Below are 18,752 nucleotides of genomic sequence, written 5' to 3' on the forward strand. Positions count from 1 at the left end.
AGGTCTCCTCGTCGTCGTACGCGAAGTGACACACACCGCTCGTCTCGGCGTGCACATCGGCGCCGCCCAGACCGTTCTGCGTGATCTCCTCCCCCGTCACCGCCTTGACCACATCCGGCCCGGTGATGAACATCTGCGAGGTCTCACGGACCATGAACACGAAGTCCGTCAGGGCGGGGCTGTAGGCCGCGCCGCCCGCGCACGGGCCGAGCATCACGCTGATCTGCGGGATGACACCCGACGCCTTGGTGTTGCGCTGGAAGATGCCGCCGTACCCGGCGAGCGCCGAGACACCCTCCTGGATGCGGGCACCCGCGCCGTCGTTCAGCGAGACCAGCGGCGCACCGGCCGCGATCGCCATGTCCATGATCTTGTGGATCTTCGTGGCGTGGGCCTCCCCCAGCGCCCCACCGAAGATCCGGAAGTCGTGCGCGTAGACGAAGACCGTCCGGCCCTCGACCGTGCCCCACCCCGTGATCACACCGTCCGTGTACGGCTTCTTGGCCTCCAGGCCGAAGCCCACCGCACGGTGCCGGCGCAACTGCTCGACCTCGTTGAACGACCCCTCGTCCAACAGCAGCTCGATACGCTCACGCGCCGTCAGCTTGCCCTTGGCACGCTGAGCCTCGGTCGCGCGCTTGCCTGGTCCGGCCGTGGCCTGGGCGCGGATGGCGTGCAGTTCGGCCGTGCGGCCGCGCGCGCCGTTCGACTCCGCCTCGGCGGGCGCAAGGGTGGGCGTCATCGCCATGTCAGGTCCTCTCCTGGGACTAGGCCGAGGAGGTCCAGCCCCGGATTCGCACGTCAACGTTAACAAACCGCTTGGGCGGTTTAAAGGTGATCATCTTGAAGATCGCTCAAGTTGGCCCAAGATGGCTCAAGACCGCCCACTCAGCGCCAGCTACCGGGTGGAGCGAACTCCGCGGACGGCGTCCACCACGAGGAACAGAACTCCTCGACCGCCTCCTCAGCCGCACCGCACCCTCGGCTGAGCACCAACAACACCGCAGTCAGGGCCGCGAGTTCGACCTCGTCGGCATGGCCGCGCACGACGCGCAGCACGGATCCTTCCTTGCCCATCGGCTGCCCTCCTCACCAATGACCGTGGGATCACCGTCGGACAGAAAACTCGAGAGCCGCTCCGGGCTGGCTGGAGAACCGCCAAGGTGGGCCTCAAGTGCGGAAACAGGCCACCTCGGAGCTACTTGGAGGACCGGGCTCCGTATCTCGCGCCCACGAACTCAGGGCATCCTCTGGAAATGAAACCGGCTGGTCTGTATCTTCCAGCTACGGCGAGCGCACCCGCCATTAGGCCCATGCAGTCCAGGGGGAAGCATGTCTGTGACCACGTTCCGTACCGAGTCGTCCGCCACCCCGGCCCTCCGGCCGTCCCTCGGCCGCGGCGCCCTCGGCGTCGAAGCACGGTTCCCGACGCTGACCAGCACGGTGCCGAAGGAACTGGTGCACCGCGCGAGCGTCGCCGAGGTGCTGCTCACCGACTGGCAGCGGCTGGACGACACCCACTTCTCCGTGGCGGGCCAGTGGCCCCGCGGGCACAGCTTCTTCAGCCCGGTCCAGGACCGCCACGACCCCCTCATCGCCGCCGAGACCTTCCGGCAGGCGGCCATCCTGCTGGCGCACGCGGAGTTCGGCGTCCCGCTCGACCACTCCTTCCTGATGTGGGACCTGACGGTCGACGTCCGCCCCGAGCACCTGGGCATCGGCACCGCACCGGCCTCCGTCGACATCGAGATCAGCTGCCACGACATCGTCCGGCGCCGGGGCGTGCTGGCCGCAATCCGCTACGAGGCCACGCTGCGCCGCGACGGCCGGACCGCCGCCACCATCAGCGGCTCGTGCACGTGCACCACTCCCGCGGTCTACCGGCGCCTGCGCGGGCGGCAACTGGACGCGCCCTGCGCCCCGTTGCCCCTGAGCGCTCCGATGGCGCCGCAGAACGTGGGCCGCACCTCACCGGTCGACGTCGTTCTGTCGCCCACGGAGGAGCCCACCCGGTGGCTGCTGCGCACGGACACGCGCCACCCCGTCCTCTTCGACCACCAGGTCGACCACGCGCCCGGCATGGTCCTGATGGAGGCCGCCCGCCAGGCCATGGTCGCCACGCTCGGCCAGGGCGCCTTTCCGCGGCACCTGGCGAGCGAGTTCAAGCGCTACGTGGAACTGGACGCGCCCTGCATCGTCGAGGCGTGTCGCCTCCCCGACCACGCCGGTCAGGCCCGAGTGCTCGTCACCGCCCACCAGCACGGCGAAGCCGTCTTCTCGGCGACGATGGGAGCCGACGTACCCCTGATGTGAGACGTGACCGGCGGGCCGCGCACGGGCCCGCCTCCCGGTCAGGCGGTCCGGAACGCACCCAGGTGATCGCCCACCCACTCGGTATAGGACCTGGCGGGCCGTCCGAGCAGCTCCGCCACGGTGGGCGACACGGCGGCCTTGGTCTCCTCCCGCTGCCGGCACGCGCTGTCGATCAGCGCCTCGACCACGGCGGGCGGGTGCCGGCGGCGCAACTGCGTACGGGCGGCGTCGAGGGAGAGTTCCTCGACGGCCAGCTGACGCCCCAACTGCCGTCCCAGCTCCGCCGCCTGCTCCGTCGGCGTCAGCGCCCGCGGACCGGTCAGCGTGTACGCGCGCCCGGCGTGCCCCTCCCCCGTCAGGGCCCTCGCCGCGACCTCGGCGACATCGCGCGGATCCACACAGGCATTGCGCGCCGTGACGAACAGCGTGCGAACCGCCCGTCCGGTTCGCACCGAAGGCGCCCACGACAGGGTGTTGGACATGAAGGCGCGAGGGCGCAGCAGGGTCCATCCCAGACCGGAGCCACGCAGCAGCAGCTCGGTGCCGCGCTGCCAGCGCGTGATGAGGTCGTCGGCCCCGGAGTCCGTCACCGCCGCCGCGGACAGTTTCACCACGTGCCCCACCCCGCACGCCCGCGCGGCCCCGACAAACGCGGCGTCGTCCTCGTGAGTGACCCGGTTGGTCACGAGAAAAGCGCTGCTCACACCCGTCAAGGCCGGAATGAGAGAGGCGCTGTCGCCATAGTCGCCCCGGACGACCTGGACGTGCGCCGGAACCTCCCGCAGGCGGGCGGGGTCGCGCACGAGGACGCGGACCCGGTGGCCGGTCAGAGCCCGGACCACTTCCCGTCCCATGGTCCCGGAGGCTCCCGTCACAAGGATCATGCTGCTCCCTTCCCCGACGCCACGGCTTCACCGGGCCCCCACATTTCAGGGCTGCGCAAGGCTGCGGTCATGACGTACGCTGCAATATACAAACTGGACGGTTTTTTTAGTTGGGCCACACCATCGGCACACACGGAGGGAACGCGGTCGGCATGGCGATGCAGAATCGGGCGATCCGCACTCGACAGTCGATCCTCTCGGCGGCGGCCGGTGTCTTCGAGGAGCGCGGCTACCAGGCGGCCACCATCAGCGAGATCCTCACGGCCGCCGAGGTGACCAAGGGCGCGCTGTACTTCCACTTCCAGTCGAAGGAGCACCTCGCCCAGGGCGTGCTGTCCGAGCAGGACGGCGACACGTCCATCCCGCGCGCCTGCAAGGTGCAGCAGTTGGTCGACATGGGGATGCTGCACGCCTACCGGCTGCAGACCGATCCGATGGTCCGGGCCGGAGTCCGCCTCTCCCTCGACCAGCAGGCTCTGGGCCTGGACCGCAGCGGAGCCTTTCTGCGCTGGGCCGAGTCGATCGCCGAGACCCTCGACGCCGCCTACGCGCAGGGTGAACTCCTGCCCCACGTGCAGCCGAAGGAGACCGCCGACGTCATGGTGGGCTCCTTCGCCGGCGTCCAGGCGATGTCCCAGGCCATCTGTGACTATCAGGACCTGCAGCACCGCATCTCCACGATGCTGCGCCATCTGCTGCCCAGCGTGGTGCTCTCCTCCGTGCTCGCCTCCGTCGATCTCGCGGACGGGCGGGGCGAGAGGGTCTTCAACGAACTGCAGGAGTTGCAGAAGGCCGCGCGGCCCTCGACCGAGTGACGACGGCCGCGAGATCCTCCCGCGCGCTTCTGCCCGGTCCCAGATATGTCCGCAGGACCGATTCCAGCGGCTCGCCCGGGGCCGCCCAGGCGACATAGCCGTCCGGCCGCACCAGCAGGGCCTCGCTGGTGATGTCGTCCGTGGGAGCCGCGTGGACCACGCGTACCGCCGATGACCAGGCGCGGGCCACCTCCGCGTACGCGTCCGCGCGCTCCCCCATCAGCAGCAGCACCAGCCGGTCCGTTCCCCGCAGGAGGCGGATCACGTCGGTCTGCCCCTGGCCCGTGTTCAGCGGAACGTTGGGGAGAAACCTTCCTTCAAAGGCGGAGGCACCTCCCGGATGGAGCGGCAGCACCGTGTCCTGCGCACTGATCATGGCGCCCAGACCGTTCTCCGAGTCCGCCATCAGCAGGTTGCCGATCAGCGTGCGCAGCGGGTCGAGTTCGCTCCCCGGCCGCATCAGGGCGAGCTGCGCCCTGGTGTTGTCCAGCACCCGCTGGGCGGCCGGTCTTCGCTCCAGGTCGTACGAGTCCAGCAGCGCCGTGCCCGCCCCCGCGCGCACGGTGAGGGCCAGTTTCCACCCCAGGTTGACGGCGTCGAGCAGACCCGTGCTCAGCCCCTGGCCCCCGATCGGGAAGTGCACGTGTGCCGCGTCGCCGGCCAGCAGGATGCGCCCGACGCGATAGGTCTGCGCCAGCCGTGAGAAGTCGCTGAAGCGGCTGAGCCACTGCGCCTCGGTCAAGCCGATGTCCCGGCCGGCGATATAGGAGACCTCCCGGCACAACTCCTCCGCGGTGAGCGGCTGTTGGCGGTCCTCGTGCGGCGCCTGGCAGTTGAGCGTGCGCAGCTGGACCGTCCCGTCCGGGGCGTTCTTGACGACGAGCCAGCCGCGCCGGGTCCGGTGCCAGCCGGCGGCCAGCGCGCCCGGCCGGGTCAGCCGGGCGCGGCCCGTCATCGCGGACGCGGTGGCCGGATAGGTGCGGCTGCCGAAGCCGGCGAGCTCGCGCACCGTGCTGCGCGCACCGTCGGTGCCCACCACGTACGCGGCCCGCCAGCTGAAGCGGCCCTGGGGTCCCTGGGCGTGGATGCGCACCGCGTCGTGTTCCTGCCGGATCGCCGTCACGGACGCCCCGCGCAGCACGCGCGCGCCCGCGGCCCGGGCCCGTTCCTCGAAATGCCGCTCCAGTTCGGCCTGGGGGCACTTGAGCACGGGCTCCGGCTCACCGGCCGGGGCCGAGATCGCCAGCCCGGGGATGCCCGCGAAATGAAAGGCGCTTGTCCGCACGCCCCGCGACGACACGAGCCCGCCCAGATGCCCCCTGCGCACCAGGCACTGCACCGACCGGGCGTGCAGGGTGGTCGCCTTGGGCCTCAAGGACACCTCGGTACGCGCCTCCACCACCAGAGTCCGCACACCGGCGGCCGCCAACTCCGCGGCGAGACACAGGCCGACCGGCCCGCCGCCGACTATCGCCACTTGTACATGCATACGACCCGACACCCGTCCCCCTGTCGTTTCATGTTCGACAGCCACGCCCGAGCGAGCCAAAGTAAACCGGTTAGACGGTTCTTTTCAATGTGTCCGACATACATCGGTATCTGTCCGAAAGCCGAGAGTCATGATGCTATCCGGGCAAACAAGGTCGTGGGAGGTTTTCCGGCGCTTATTTCTCCCACTCCCCCGCCCTCGGGGCCCGCGCGGAGCCGCACCCGGGGGATGCGGGCCGCAGGAAGCCCGAATATACCGGTAGTGCGGTTCTTTTCAACGCCTGCGGAGCCACCCGGCCCGCCAGTCGCTTCAGTCGCTCCGGTCGCTCACGGGTACCCGCGCCGCACTACGCGGACGGGAGCACCATCCCCCGCTGCTCCGGCAGCGCCGACGGCGGACCGGCCTGGGAACGGACGGTCTTGCTGCCCTCGACGCCGGGCTCGACGGTGCGCGGGTCGACGGCCTCGGAGGGGGCCCCGGACTTGTAGAGCCCGGCGGGGGCGGAGTCACGGTCGTGCGGGGCGACCCAGAAGACACGGCGCAGATACGTGCCGGAGGCGCGGGACGGCTTGGCCTCCTTGCCCAGGATCGCGTACCCGACGAGGCGGCCGTCACGGTGGAAGGGGGGCGCGGTGCGCCGGCCCCGGACGCGGTCGAGCGCCTGGCGGACGTAGTCGAGCTCGTCGACGTCGGGGACGACCCAGACGATGTCGATCTCATGGGCCAGGTCCTCGGGTCCGATCAAGGCACTCACGCCATCTCCTCCGTGCCGTCGTCATCCGTCAGCAGCCCGATGCCGGGGTAGTACTTCCTCGAGTTCGAGGTGGCCATCTCCGACGGGGACCGCATACCCAGGGCTTCCCGGACCCGGCTCGCGAACGTGCGCGAGCTGACCGGCCGCGCCACCTCGGGCTCCCCTTCGCACCAGTCCTGATAGGCGAGATAGAGCGTCTTCTGTTCCGCCCTGAGTCCCGCTTCGATCGCGCACGCCTCCTTCAGGAAACGCCCCAGGTGGTCCTCGGTCTCCGCGTACGCGTCGGTGGCCAGCCTGACCCTCTCGGGCCCGGACAGATCCTTCTCGCCCCCAAGATACCGACGCGCTCCGTCGATCAGCCAGGCCAGGATGCCGGGCCCCTCCTCGTTGACCAGGACGTCGGCGAGGTTGTCGATCTTCTGGTGATCGGGCACCACCTTCTCGAACGGGACCAGCCGCATCCTGCGCCAGAACGCGAAGCCGCCCGTACCGACCTCGGGCCTGTGGTTGCCCAGCAGCCAGAGCTTGTGGGTCGGGGGAAAACTGAAGAAGTCCTGCCGCATCCGGCGCGCCTTGATGCGGTCGCCGCCGGTCAGCAGCTTGACGCGGGCCTCGTCGAACCGGTCCCCCGCCTTGAGTTCACTGCACACGATGACGCGCCGGCCGTGCAGTTCGGCGAGGTCGGTGGGGTGCCCGTCGAACGGCTTGGCCATCAGGAAGCCCGGGGGCGCCGCGTCCGCGTAGTCGCCGAGCAGCTTGACGAGCGTGTCCAGGAGCACGCTCTTGCCGTTCTTGCCGAGACCGTGGAGGAAGATCAGCACCTGCGCGCCGACGTCACCCGTGATCGAGTAACCCAGCAGCAGATGAAGGAAGTTGATCATCTTCAGGCCCTCGGCGTCGTCGCCGAAGGTGTCCCGCAGGAAGCGGTCCCAGCGCGGGACCGGCATCGTGCGGGGCGCGACGGACGTGGCGCGTGCGTGCAGGTGCTCGGCCGGGTCGGGCGGGGTCGACCTGCCGGTGCGCAGGTCCACGATGCCGCCGGGGGTGCACAGCGCGTACGGGTCCGCGTCCAGCAGCGCCGCGTCGAGGAGCATGCCGTCGGCGGCCTGCGCCTGCGCGAGCATCGACTTGATACCGGCGGTGGACAGGGCCCGGCCGCGGGCGCGCTTCATCTCTGCGGGCGTGAAGTCGTTCTCGTCGTCGACCCGGGCGAGCTTCTTGGCCATGTCACCCGCGGCCCACACGACGCGCTCGTGGTCGTCGGGCACCCAGCGATAGGCGTCCCACTTGTACCAGCCGAGCCCGTTGACGTGCCGGTACTCGCACGAATAGAGGTGCGCGAAGGCCTCGGCGAGACCCCTGTCGGACAGCGAGTCGAGGACGATCCCGTGCGGCGTCACCCGGAACGGGGCGTCGCTGTCCGGCCCTTGGACCGTCACCCCCTGCGCCGGTACCGCGGCCCCCTGGGCGCGGGCGTGCGCGAGGATCTGTTGTGCGACGGCGGCGGCGTCGAAGTCGAACACCCCCTGACTGGGCGGGTTCATGAGCGGCCTCCCGAGGTGAACGGGCACCTGACGCCCGCGTTGGAACCGCTGTGGACGGTGTGGGCCACGCGTACGTACGTGATGGGCCGTGTAGTGCTCCGTTCGGCGACTGAAGCGACTGAAGCGACTCAACTTGCCAAGAGCGGCGATCACAGGCTAGCCGAGGAGACGACCATTACTGGACAATCACGACAATTTGCCGGACGGGACCTGCACAGCAGGTTCGCGTGGGGCGCGCCCGCGGCGCGCGCGGAGCCCGAGGTGAGGGGAACTCCGGTTCGCGGTACGGGTCTTGGCGGGCCCGCCGGGCCCCCACGCGCCAGGGATGAGCCCGGAACCGGGGCGCACGGTGTGCCGTTTCCGGCGTGTCGTTGAGAGCGTCAGTCGCTTGGGTCGCTGCTCACGGCCCGGCAGCGCACCCCGGCAGCGACCGGAGCGACCGAAGGGACCGGCACGAGCGACCGACACAACCGCCCGGCGCCGCCCCGCACACCAGCAAAAGCGCAGCCCGGACACCCGGCGAAGACAGAACAGCGACTGAAGCGACTGAAGTTCCCCATCTATGACGCAGCCGCACACTCACGAATGCCGTCATATGTAGCGCAGTTGCGTCGCTTCAGTCGCTCCACAGCCCTGACGGCGGCGTTGACCTCGGGTTTCGTCCAGCACCGGGCACGAACCGCGGAATGCTGCCGGTCGCTGCGCCTCGGTCGCTGCCCCGCCCGGTGCGGCGGGAGTGCGCACCGGGCGTCGCCGGGCAGAGGGGAGTTCGAAGGCAGGCCCTAGGACGCCGCCGTGAGCTGCCCCCGCTGCGACCGCGGCGTCTTCAGGCCGACCCGGCCGGGAGAGATCGTCCGCGGATCGACCGCCTCGCCGGGGGCGCCCACCTCGTAGGGGCCCGTCGGAGCGTTGGGACGGTCGTGCGGGAGAAGGAAGAACGTTCGACGCTCGAAGAGCCCGCTGTCGGGGTCCTTGTCGGCGCCCGGCAGCAGATTGACGTAGCCGATGATCCGGCCGTCGCGCTCGTAGCGGGGCTTGCCCCGGCGCCGTGTCGACTTGTCGAGGGCCTGGCGAACGTAGTCGAGGTTCTCCGTGCTCTCCAGCCACACCACTGCTTCTTCGCCGGCGAGCTGGCTGTCCTGCAGCATCGAACTCATGACCGCGGACCCTCCTGATTTTCCTGGACCGAGCACCGGCCCGTGCGTGTGGCGGTCACACCATTTGTTATCTGCCCCCATGGACGGCTCGCGTAGAGGTCGCCACCGCCATGGTACGGGCAGTGCTCACACCCGCCCAGGGCGCTGTTCGGCCTCACCGGCCCGCGCTCCCCGCATGAACACCCGTCTCGGGGTGCGCGGCGTTCATGTCGTCGGGCAGCAGTGCCAGACCCGGGTACAGCTTGCGGTCATTGTTCTTGATCATCTCCGCCGGGGAGGCCAGGCCCAGTTCCTGCCGGATCCGGCTGGCGAAGGCGCGGCTGGAGGAGGGCCTCATGCTCTCCTCGGCGCACCAGCGGCAGTACGTCTCGTACAGCAGTTTCTGCTCGACCCGCAGGTCGGGGTTGGAGCGGCCGTCCTCGCCCTTCGTGCAGCACTCGCCGATGAAGCGCCCGATGTGGTCCTCGGTCGTCTCGTACGCGGCCGTGGCCAGGCGGACCGAGACGGGGCCGTGCAGCGGGTCGCGGGTGGCCAGGTAGCGCCTGGCTCCCTCGATCAGCCAGTGGAGGATGCCCGGCCCCTCGTCGCGGACCAGTTCCACGGCCAGGTTGTCGATCTTGCGCTCGTTCGGGACGACGCGTTCGAAGGGGATCAGCCGCATCCTGCGCCAGAACGCGTGACCGCCGGTGCCGACTTCAGGACGGTGGTTGCCCAGGAGCCAGAGTTTGTGGGTGGGGGTGAAGCTGAAGAAGTCCTGCCGCATCCGCCGGGCGGTGATCTTGTCGCCGCCGGTGAGGAGCTTGACGCGGGCCTCGTTGAACTTGTCGTTCGGCTTGAGTTCGCTGCACACCACGATGCGGCGGCCGTGCAACTCGGTCAGCTCGGTGGAGTGTTCGGCGAACTTGCCCTTCTCCATGAGGAATCCGGGCGGGGCGGCATTGGCGTAGTCGCCGAGCACCTGTGTCATGACGTCGAGCAGCACGGACTTGCCGTTGGCGCCGGATCCGTACAGGAAGGGCAGGACCTGCCCGCCGACGTCGCCGGTGATCGAGTAGCCGAGCAGGACGTGCAGGAACCGGGTGGTCTCCAGGCCCTTCTCGTCGTCGCCGAAGGTGTCGCGCAGGAAGCGGTCCCAGCGCGGGATCGGCATCTCCTGCGGGGCCACCGTCGTGGCACGCGAGTGCATGTCCGTCAGGGGGTCCGGTTTGCGCAGGGCCCCCGTCTTCAGGTCGACGACTCCCGAGGGGGTGCACAGGACGTAGATGTCACCGTCGAGAACATCGGGGTCCAGGCTCAGGCTGGGTGCTGCCTGGGCCTGGTGCAGGAGTGCCTTCATGCCGGCCGTGGACTGGGCGCGCCTGCGGTGCACCAGCAGGTCGCGGTTGCTGAAGAATCCTCGCGGGTCGCTGTCGGGGATCTGCTCGGCCATGTCGCCCGCCGCCCACAGGGCCGCCTTCTCGCCGCCGGTGCGCTTCCACCGGTACTGGTCCCAGCCGTACCAGCCCAGGCCCTCGACGTGCCGGAAGCGGTCGCTGTAGAGGCGGGCGAAGAGTTTGGCGTTGCCGCGATCGGTCAGTTCCTCGGGGAACAGCCCTGCCGGGGCGGGTTCTTCGACCTGGCTCCTGGATGCCTCGGTCTGCTGGGCCGGAAGGCTCGGCTGACCGGCGCTCAGATCCAGGTCGAAGCTCTGCTGCTGGATCTGCTCGGCGGCGGCGACGGCGTCGAAGCGGGGTGTCTGCTCGGCGCTGCTCATGAGCGTCCTCGGGGGTGGAACGGGCGCTGGGCGCCTGCGGACAGAGCGGATTCGATGATGGCGAGGTTGCGGCGTTCCTGGTGCGGACGGGCGAGCCGCGCGGCTTCCTCCAGCAGGTCGCGCACCTCCGCCTCGGCCAGGTGTCCGCCGTGGACCAGACCACCCGCAGCGTAGGCCGCCCGGTTGAGTTTCTCCGTGAAACTCGCCCCTTCCGGGGTCGCGGAACATGCCGCGACCTCCTCGAGAAGCGGGTCCAGTACACGGGTCGCCGCCCGGGGGGCCCGGCGACGCGGCGTGCGCGCGCGAGACGGCGCCTGGGACGGCTCCTGGGGGCGGGGGACGTGGCCGGTGCGGGCCAGCTCGTCCGCGAGCCACTGCGGCAGCGGAGCGGGCCTGAGGGCCTCCCCCACGCGCGCGTAGCGCCCCGCCGTCGTACGGGTCGCCGGCGCGACGATGTAGCCGTTGTCCGAGCGGATGTCGACCTGCCAGGCGAGGGCTGTTCTCGGGCTCGATCCGGTGGACGATCTGTAGCGGGTCCCCGGATGCGGATTTCGGTACCAGATGTGCAGCCCCCCGGATGGTGTTCGTATGCGCAGCGTCCCCTCGTCCTCGGCAGGACTGGGCACCCCTCGCAGTGCGGCCAGCAGTGCCAGCGTGTCGAAACCCGTGGCCAGTCCGGCGAGATCCACTTTCGGCCCGATCGGGATGCCAGGCAACAGCCGGGAGCGGTCCGGGACGTGGACTGCGTGTGCGTCCACGTCGACGACCACGAGATCGGCCGGCCCGCAGGAGACTCCCACCCCGAAACGCGGCTGCGTCCCCCACCAGGCGTCGATGCGTTCCTGGGACGTGGTGGCGGCGTGGAAGCCGTGGCACCAGCGTCCGGCCGGAATGCACGGGCAGTCCGCCGGGGCGTGCCGGTTCTCCTTGCAGGCCTCGCAGTTGGCCGCGGGCGTCTTCTGCCGAGGAGCCAGCGGATGCACGGGCCACCCGACCCGGGCACACCAGCGGGCGACAGCGTGGGGCTGCTCCGTGGCCCCGTCCGGGGCCGGCGAGCTCGGCGCAAGCTGACGCGGCACTACTTGTCCTTGGTCGGGGGGTGGATCGTCGCCGCCCAGTACCTGACAAAGCCCGTGGTCAGCGTAGGTGTCTCGCGGGCCAACGGGACTAAAGGGACTGAGATTTCGATATTGCGCTGCCGAGACTAGCGCACACCCCCCCGGCCCGCTCGGTATGCCCCCGCATGTCGTAGAAACTACGGTCCCGTCAGTCCCGCGTTACGGCAAAACGCCCACAGCGGGCTTTTGCCTTTTATTGCCTCTCGCTTCGCGGGACTGAAGCGGGACTGAAGCACCGCTCGGTCCCGTGCGGGTTTCAGTCCCGCTTCAGTCCCGTCTGCATAAGCCCAGGTCAGATGGGGTCACCTCAAAAATCACGGGACTGACGGGACTGAGACCTCCCCTTATAAGCTGCCTAGCACCCTTTACATATTCCTTACATGCGCGCACATATATACACACGCACACGATCTAGGAACAAGGGGGTTCAGTCCCGTTAGTCCCGTAGAAGACTCAGCATCAGCCACTACACGCCTCTGACCTGGGCTTTCTTGAGCGGGACTGAAGCGGGACTGAAGCGGGACCCAAACGCTGCTTCAGTCCCGGTCCCGTGTCCGAGCCGAAAAGTGGCTCTGCCGTTGGTTGCGTCCGAGGGGACGAACCCCGGTGCTCTGTTGGGCCGCCGTGTGCATTGCTCAGCCACCTGCGGCGCGAGCCGGTGACCACACACCCCGATGAACCTCGCCCACGCCACTGCACGTGCACGCCAACTGGACGGCATGGAAAGCCTTTCGCGGGTCACTCGTACCGTCTCAGGAGCCTTGCGAGACCCCACAGGCGCCACAGAAGCCCGAGAACCTCTCCGGTGCCCCTACCCCGCCCCTGGGTGGGGAAAGGCCCGCAGGAGGGCGTAGAGGCCCGCTGGAGGGTGCCCTCCCCCGCTACCCGGCTCGGCGCTGACGCACCTGGGGCGGGGCGTGTTCAGAACCAACCTGAATGCTTGAAGTATCAATGACTTCTCTCAGAGGCTCTGAGCGCGCCGACGGGAAACGCGGAATCGCTGCCCCGAACCCCCTCCCGATGGGCCGAGTGCCTGACTGTGCCGCTCGGCACCGCTCCCCCCTCACCTGGATGCTCCGCCAGCTGTCCTACGAGTTGGAGGCCCGGGGCGCTGCCCTTGAGTAAGGCCCGTGACCTGGCAGGCGCGAGCTGTCCCAGGGTCAGCCGACGGGTCTCAGGTGCGACTTGGGGTGCGATCCCGGCCAGTGGCCTCGCCGGACATCAGGGCGCGCACTCCGCACCAGAGCGTCGGAGTCGGCCGCCGCTGGACGCACGTCTGGGCTGTGCGGCTGCGGGCGCGTGTTCCGAGATGAGATGAGTACGCGTCGGCCGGGCTTGGGTCATTACGCCTACTCCCCCGTGGCCGTGCCGGTGGGCGGGCAGCCTCGTACGGGTCGGATGGAGAACCGATTCCGATGGATGGCGAAGTCCGGTCAAGCACGGCTCGGTGCCGATCAGGTGTGAGTGCGCCGGTCGCCTCGGTACGTGAGTGCCGTACTCCGAGCTGTGGCCGCTGCGTCGACCGACGGGCCGCGGCCGGCCGCGACAGTCTGGTGTGAGCTCGCTCGCTGGACCCCGGCCCATGGAGGGGGCGATGGCTTGGGCGGCCGACGAGGGCATGGTCCGGTACGGGCTGGTGCGCCCGTGAACTGTCTTCGTTCGGACGTCGCACCGCGTGATGTGACCGCCAGGACGCTCATGCTCGGTACGGCGATGCTGAGGGCCGCTCGACGGTGTTGGTCGCATGTCATCAGGCGACCAGGGTTCCCCTCCGCAGGGTTCCGCGCCCAGGACGGCTGTCGCAGCCCGCTCCGCAGGCCATGAACCATTCCAGTCAGAACACCTCGAAGGCGTGCTGCTCCCGCCGTCCGAAAGGATCATGCTGAAAGGCAGCCGCGCGTACACAGGGGCCCGCCAGGGCGGCGAACGCCCGGCGCCCGCACACATTCACCGGGAGGTGTGCGGACAGCCAGTGATTCGGCCCGACTCCACAACAGCTCAGGGCCCACCGCGTGCCTGAACGACCATCACGACCGCTGCAACCTCCCGGCTGCCCGAGGCACGGATGCCGAGCCATGAAGAAGCCAAGAGTCGAAGGCGTCACCAGCACGCGGTCAAGTACCGGGACGGCTGGCGGTCGGAGTGGATGCTGGAGGAGCACTGCCCTTATGGGTTTCTGCCGGCAGGAGTCGTGGTGGACGGTGTCGCCCGTGGCATTCGACGAGGTGTGTCCGCTGCGGTGAGGTGCTGTGTCGGTTCAGTTCGTGCTCGCCAGGAACGCACAACACAGTTCAGAGCAGATGCACGACCCCGATCGCCTGATGCCTCGCCACATGATCCGACACTCCAGCGGCGCGGCATGTACGACTACGGGGCGGGACCCTGACCGTATTGATCACGGCAGAAGGTATGGAGAGAACCTCCAGCACTCCCCCACCCTGACGATCAACGAGGCTCACGGGAGGCAGCATGTCGCGGCAGTTTGGGTCTTCTTGATCAGGCATCAAGTCACGCCGGGTGCCGATGCTATGGGCGTGGGATGTCGTACGATGATGACCGAGCCGAACGCGGAAAACAGCCTCTGAACAGGGAAAACAAACAATCCCGCAAACATTGGAGCAAGCTTGCGTGCAAATGTAGGACAAGGCGGTGGCTGTCGCCGTGCACGCAACCTTGGTTCCGCCCTTGGCACTCATCTTTGCCCAGGCGCACGCAGCTGTGGATTGATCCGCATGAGCGCAAGCAGCTTCAGGGGTAGTTCTATAGATAGTCGCCCAACCCGTCAGCCGTGCAATGCAGTCGGTCTGTTTGCAAGTTGGTGTGCAGGCCTGCAACGCCACCCAGAGGGTTACGCGAACGCCTGTCCAGCTACGTACCCCGTGGTCTGCATCTCGACTGACCGAAGTGCAGATGTGACTCCGACCAGGCGTGTCGGCGCATGTCTGTGTGTGTCCGTGGGTGGAAGTGGGCACGGGTCGATCCATCAACGTACGGGTCGCTTCGGCCATGCCCATGTCCGTGAGGTCACCGGCCCCTTGACGTGCCAGCATGCGGACCGGCGGACGTGTGAGGGGCCGGGTCCGTGTGCCGGGCTGCCGCGTTGCCCGCGTACAGGCAAGCAGGTCGGCCGGTGCACAGGTAACTCGGCAGACGGCACCGCATGCCGGGGTGCTTGCTCGGTTACGGGTCGGCGTCAGGGCGCGGGTGTGGGTCCGTCAGCGGGTAGGCGGAGGCAGTCGCCTGGGTATGGGCCAGCAAATCAAGTTCGCTGTGTGTACGTTCGTTTGACGCGGCGCTGGCTTGGAGTGTGGCTGCCAAGCGCGGACGGCGATGCGCAGGCGCGTAAGGCGCCTTGTGTGTCTGTGAGTCTGCGGGCAGGCCTGCCTGGAGGGGCGTGTGCCGGTGTGGGCGGCTGGCGGCAGGGTCGTGTGGCGACGAGCAGACCTACCGACCTCCCGGCCGGTCACCCCGCAGGTCTGCTGAACAGCCAAGTGATCGACTTGCCCGCAGGCCCGCCTCGTACTTGAGCGGCATGTTGGCAAGCACGGTTGGGTGGCCGCCTGGTAGGCGGCTTGGTCGGTCGTGAGCGGCGCCGCCTGCCCGGGTACTGATGCGCCGCCAAGCATCGCACTGGGCAGGGCCGTTCACATGTCCCCGTACCTGCAGGCTCGAAGAGGGGTGTGTCGGCGCGTGGGGGGAGAGGCCGCCCTGGTAGCCTGCTGATCGCCATGCGCCACAACTCTGCTGGAGGTGACCGATTCTGTGGGAGTGTCAGCTTTTAACCCTGCAGGAGACCTCGCCCGGGCAGTGGTGGAGCATCACGCGAGCAGAGCAGCAGGACATTTGATGGCCGGTCATGCCGGATCACATGCTTGTCCGCTATTACCGAGTCCCCCGTTGGCCTGCCGGTTTGGCCTCTCGACGGCGTTCGGTGAGCCCCGATGAGGGGTTTCAGGGGGTACCCGGCACCGTGTTGGAGCGTTTTTGAGCGCAGGATCGTTCTGAGAGAAGTTGTGGCTGCGCAAAAAGCCTCAAACGAGGCATATCTTTACCCGTCTTCGGGCCTGAATCAGAGTGAGAGGACCCATGTCCAGTCCCTTCGCAGCACCTGACAGCCAGCTGCAGCTGCCCCCCATCCCGTGGGCCTCGCTGTCGCACATCTTCATGTTCGGCAATGGCAAGGGCGGCGTCGGCAAGTCGTCGGTCTCGGCCAACGCGGCGGGCAAGGCGGCGCGCAGCGGCCTGCGGACGCTCATCATCGACTGCAACGCGCAGGGCAACATCGCCCGGGAACTCGGCTACAAGCGTGCCGAGTGGAACGACGGGGGAGCGGGGCTGCTCGAATCGCTCAGGACCGGAGCGCCGCTCAAGCCCCGGGAGAACGTGCGCGAGAACCTGGACGTCGTCATGGGCGGCCCGGCCCTGGGCGACGAGTTCGGCATCTTCTTCCACACGCTGCTCGCGAAGGAAGGCCCGCACGCCTACCTGCGGCTGCTGACCTGCCTGCTGCCGATCGCGCACCAGTACCAGATCATCATCCTCGACACCCCGCCGGAGAATCCGTCCCTGCAGCGGCTCGCACTGTCGACCGCGCGCTGGCTGATCATCCCCGTCAAGAGCGACGGGGGAGCGGAGGACGGTCTGGCGCAGATCGGACTCGAGTTCTCCTACGTACGGTTCGTCAGTCAGCTCAACCCGCACCTGGAGCTGCTCGGCGTGCTGCTCTTCGACACGGGACGCACGTACACCGGCATCCACGCCGATGTACGGCAACAGGTGCAGAAGGTGCTCGGGGAGGACGCGCACATGTTCAAGCACCTCATCGGGCACACGGAGTCGGTGGCCCGGCTGGTGCGCAAACGAGGGCTGCTGGTGCAGGAGTTGGCCGATCGGCGCAGGGGCGGGGACCGGTCCGTCCCGGAGACCGTCGAGGGTCTGACCGCCGATTATGAAGGATTCACCGAAGAGATGTTCGCTCGGGCTCTCGAGCTGAGGAAGGAAGCTGCCGCATGACCCCGCCTAAGGGCAAGAAGCGTGAGGACGAGGAGCAGGGCATGTCCGACGAGGGAGTCGGCAACCTGTTCAGCGGGGGAGGGGCGCCGTCCGGAGCGTTGGCCGGCTGGGCCACCACTCCGGCACCCACCCCTGCCGTCGCCCCGGCGCCGGCCCCGGTCGCCGCGCCCGCGACAGTGATCCCGCAGCCCGCCCGGCAGAGCACGCCGGAACCCGAACCCGAGCCGCTGCACGACGCGGACACGGCCAAGCCCGTCGGCTTCTACGTGTCGCAGAACGTCGCCGCGCGCTTTCGCAAGTACCGCAAGCAGAACGACATCACGCACACGCAGATCGTGCTGCTCGCCGTCGAGGCGGCCGCCGAGAAGGGCATCGCGCAGGCCGTGCAGGACGCGCGCCGGGCGCCCAAGTTCCAGTCGAAGCTGTTCGCCGTCACGGTCCGGCCGGACGACTCCGACCTGCGTGGGCTCGGCCCGGTGCAGCTGCAGTACAAGCCGACCCGGGCGCAGAAGGGAATCATCGACCAGCTGGTCGCCGAGTCCGGTCTGCCGGATCACACCAAGTTCCTCGCGGTCGTCCTGGACCAGTACCTGCCGGGACGCCGGGACGCGTGAGCCCGCGTCGTTCCGGCTTTCCAGGGGAGCGGAGCAGGTAATTCCCCTGCCCGCGTTTCTCTCGTACGCATGTCTCGTTGACGTGTATGTCTGACACCTGTTCGAGGAAGGTGACGCGTTGACGCGTACGAGTAAGAAGTCCAGGAAGACCAAGAGGAAGGGCCGTCGGCACCGGACGGTCAACCGGACACCGCGCCCGGTGGGCGCGGCCCGCCCGGACCGCCCGTCCGTCCCGCGGACGCAGACCGGAGAGCACGCGCCGGTCGCGGCGGTCCCGGCGCCCGCCAGCGAGGACCGGGTCGAGCCCGCTCGCGTACTCGCACCGCGCGAGGGTGAACCGGCCGACGGTGCCGCCGCGCTGAACCGGACCACGCGCGCCACCTGGTCGCGGCTGCGGCAGGAGCCGCTGCGCGGGTGGACGGTGGAAGAGGTGAGCGAGGCGGTCGGCTTCACGCCGCGCACCGTGGTCCGCCACCTGCAGACCCTGGCAGCCCATGACCTGGCCTGCCAGGACAGCGGCGGGGAGTGGCGCGCGACAGCAGGCGCCACGGAGCGGTCGTCACGGGCCGCAGTGAGAGCGGACAGCGCGGTGTGAGCGGGCGGCGGTGTCGGCGCACCCCTGTATGGCAAGCGCTGTACAGTGGCGTACATGGGTGAGAAGAGCGAGAAGATCACCATCCGGGTCAGCTCCGAGACCGCCGCACGCCTGCGGATGCGGGCCGAGGCCGAGGGCACGACGGTCACGGCGCTGCTCACCGACGCCGTCGAGCGCGACCCGCGTCTGGAGCTGGCCGCGGCCCGCTTCCGCGAGCTGATGAAGTCCGGTCTCGTGGAGGAGTTCGCCGCCGCGTTCCCCGACGAGGAACCGGACGCCGACCGCACCGGGGCGAAGGCCGCCTGAGCGATGCCGCCCGAACTGCACATCGACATCGGCTGGCTGCTCGAACAGCAGGAGATCTTCAGCCCCAAGGCCCTGGAAGTGGGCGACTTCTCCGGGCTCGTCGCGGCCGTGGCCCGCCACAAGGTCAACACGCCCCGGCTCGGCTACCTCCCCGACGCCTCGTGGCGCGCGGCCGCGCTGTTCCACGAGATCGTCAGCGTACGACCCCTGCCCGCCCGCAATCCGACGTTCGCCGCCCTCGTCGCCATCGCCTATATGCAGGCCTCCGGCGAGGGACTCGCCGAGCCCTACGGAGAGTTCATCGAGCTCGCCCGGGAGGTCCGCGCGGGCCGGGCCGACGCCTACGAGTGCGCCGCGCGCATCCGGAGCCGGCGGCTGTAGCCACGTCGCCGCGACT

Annotated in this window: 16 protein-coding genes; 7 read left to right on the plus strand and 9 right to left on the minus strand. The window is 69.0% G+C overall.

The window, feature by feature from the left end; translation table 11 throughout:
* Together AB0J02_RS36535 and AB0J02_RS36540 are read right to left on the minus strand one after the other, a co-directional pair.
* The coding region (locus AB0J02_RS36535) for a carboxyl transferase domain-containing protein (RefSeq protein WP_363198162.1) at positions 1-748 on the minus strand (748 nt) is incomplete at its 3' end.
* Between the two features lie 140 nt (positions 749-888).
* The gene (locus AB0J02_RS36540) at positions 889-1,077 is read right to left on the minus strand and encodes an acyl-CoA carboxylase subunit epsilon (protein WP_363198163.1); all 189 of its coding nucleotides are present in this window, start codon (positions 1,075-1,077) and stop codon (positions 889-891) included.
* A gap of 255 nt (positions 1,078-1,332) precedes the next feature.
* Between AB0J02_RS36540 and AB0J02_RS36545 the strand changes: the two genes are divergently transcribed.
* Positions 1,333-2,313 carry a ScbA/BarX family gamma-butyrolactone biosynthesis protein gene (locus AB0J02_RS36545; RefSeq protein ID WP_363198164.1) on the plus strand — a complete coding sequence of 327 codons (981 nt, stop codon included), beginning with the start codon at positions 1,333-1,335 and terminating at the stop codon, positions 2,311-2,313.
* Positions 2,314-2,351: 38 nt separating this feature from the next.
* On the opposite strand, the gene AB0J02_RS36550 is transcribed toward AB0J02_RS36545, so the two are convergent.
* On the minus strand, positions 2,352-3,197 hold the full coding sequence (locus AB0J02_RS36550; RefSeq protein WP_363198165.1) for an NAD(P)H-binding protein: 846 nt from the start codon (positions 3,195-3,197) through the stop codon (positions 2,352-2,354).
* A 152-nt stretch (positions 3,198-3,349) separates the two neighbouring features.
* Here AB0J02_RS36550 and AB0J02_RS36555 point away from each other — a divergent pair, with 152 nt between their 5' ends.
* Positions 3,350-4,012 carry a ScbR family autoregulator-binding transcription factor gene (locus AB0J02_RS36555; RefSeq protein WP_363198166.1) on the plus strand — a complete coding sequence of 221 codons (663 nt, stop codon included), beginning with the start codon at positions 3,350-3,352 and terminating at the stop codon, positions 4,010-4,012.
* Here the strand turns inward: AB0J02_RS36555 and AB0J02_RS36560 are convergent.
* The 6 genes from AB0J02_RS36560 to AB0J02_RS36585 all read right to left on the minus strand — a co-directional run bounded on the left by AB0J02_RS36560 (position 3,963) and on the right by AB0J02_RS36585 (position 11,692).
* Positions 3,963-5,489, minus strand: a complete 1,527-nt coding sequence (locus tag AB0J02_RS36560; protein WP_363198167.1) for an FAD-dependent monooxygenase — start codon at positions 5,487-5,489, stop codon at positions 3,963-3,965. The two genes, AB0J02_RS36555 and AB0J02_RS36560, sit on opposite strands and share 50 nt — an antisense overlap.
* Positions 5,490-5,847: 358 nt before the next feature.
* Positions 5,848-6,255, minus strand: coding sequence for a DUF6009 family protein (locus AB0J02_RS36565; protein WP_363198168.1), 408 nt, complete (start codon positions 6,253-6,255; stop codon positions 5,848-5,850).
* On the minus strand, positions 6,252-7,799 hold the full coding sequence (locus AB0J02_RS36570; RefSeq protein WP_363198169.1) for a phage/plasmid primase, P4 family: 1,548 nt from the start codon (positions 7,797-7,799) through the stop codon (positions 6,252-6,254). The genes AB0J02_RS36565 and AB0J02_RS36570 overlap by 4 nt, the downstream gene beginning before the upstream one ends.
* 782 nt (positions 7,800-8,581) lie before the next feature.
* Positions 8,582-8,956, minus strand: coding sequence for a DUF6009 family protein (locus tag AB0J02_RS36575; RefSeq protein ID WP_363198170.1), 375 nt, complete (start codon positions 8,954-8,956; stop codon positions 8,582-8,584).
* A 154-nt stretch (positions 8,957-9,110) separates the two neighbouring features.
* Positions 9,111-10,709, minus strand: coding sequence for a phage/plasmid primase, P4 family (locus AB0J02_RS36580; RefSeq protein ID WP_363198171.1), 1,599 nt, complete (start codon positions 10,707-10,709; stop codon positions 9,111-9,113).
* A complete protein-coding gene (locus tag AB0J02_RS36585) occupies positions 10,706-11,692 on the minus strand; it encodes a bifunctional DNA primase/polymerase (RefSeq protein ID WP_363198261.1) in 987 nt (328 codons plus the stop codon). The genes AB0J02_RS36580 and AB0J02_RS36585 overlap by 4 nt, the downstream gene beginning before the upstream one ends.
* 4,221 nt (positions 11,693-15,913) lie before the next feature.
* On the opposite strand from AB0J02_RS36585, the gene AB0J02_RS36590 reads away from it, so the two are divergent.
* From AB0J02_RS36590 to AB0J02_RS36610, 5 genes are all read left to right on the plus strand, one after another.
* Positions 15,914-16,840: an AAA family ATPase gene (locus AB0J02_RS36590; RefSeq protein WP_363198172.1), complete on the plus strand. Its 927-nt coding sequence runs from the start codon at positions 15,914-15,916 to the stop codon at positions 16,838-16,840.
* Entirely contained in the window at positions 16,837-17,454 is a 618-nt protein-coding gene (locus AB0J02_RS36595; protein WP_363198173.1) for a hypothetical protein, read from the plus strand. The genes AB0J02_RS36590 and AB0J02_RS36595 overlap by 4 nt, the downstream gene beginning before the upstream one ends.
* A gap of 118 nt (positions 17,455-17,572) precedes the next feature.
* Entirely contained in the window at positions 17,573-18,049 is a 477-nt protein-coding gene (locus AB0J02_RS36600) for a hypothetical protein (protein ID WP_363198174.1), read from the plus strand.
* Positions 18,050-18,103: 54 nt separating this feature from the next.
* Entirely contained in the window at positions 18,104-18,355 is a 252-nt protein-coding gene (locus AB0J02_RS36605) for a hypothetical protein (RefSeq protein WP_363198175.1), read from the plus strand.
* A 3-nt stretch (positions 18,356-18,358) separates the two neighbouring features.
* Positions 18,359-18,736, plus strand: a complete 378-nt coding sequence (locus AB0J02_RS36610; protein ID WP_363198176.1) for a toxin Doc — start codon at positions 18,359-18,361, stop codon at positions 18,734-18,736.
* Positions 18,737-18,752: the final 16 nt, after the last annotated feature.

Source organism: Streptomyces sp. NPDC050264 (genome assembly GCF_040655895.1).
Taxonomy (GTDB): Bacteria; Actinomycetota; Actinomycetes; order Streptomycetales; family Streptomycetaceae; genus Streptomyces.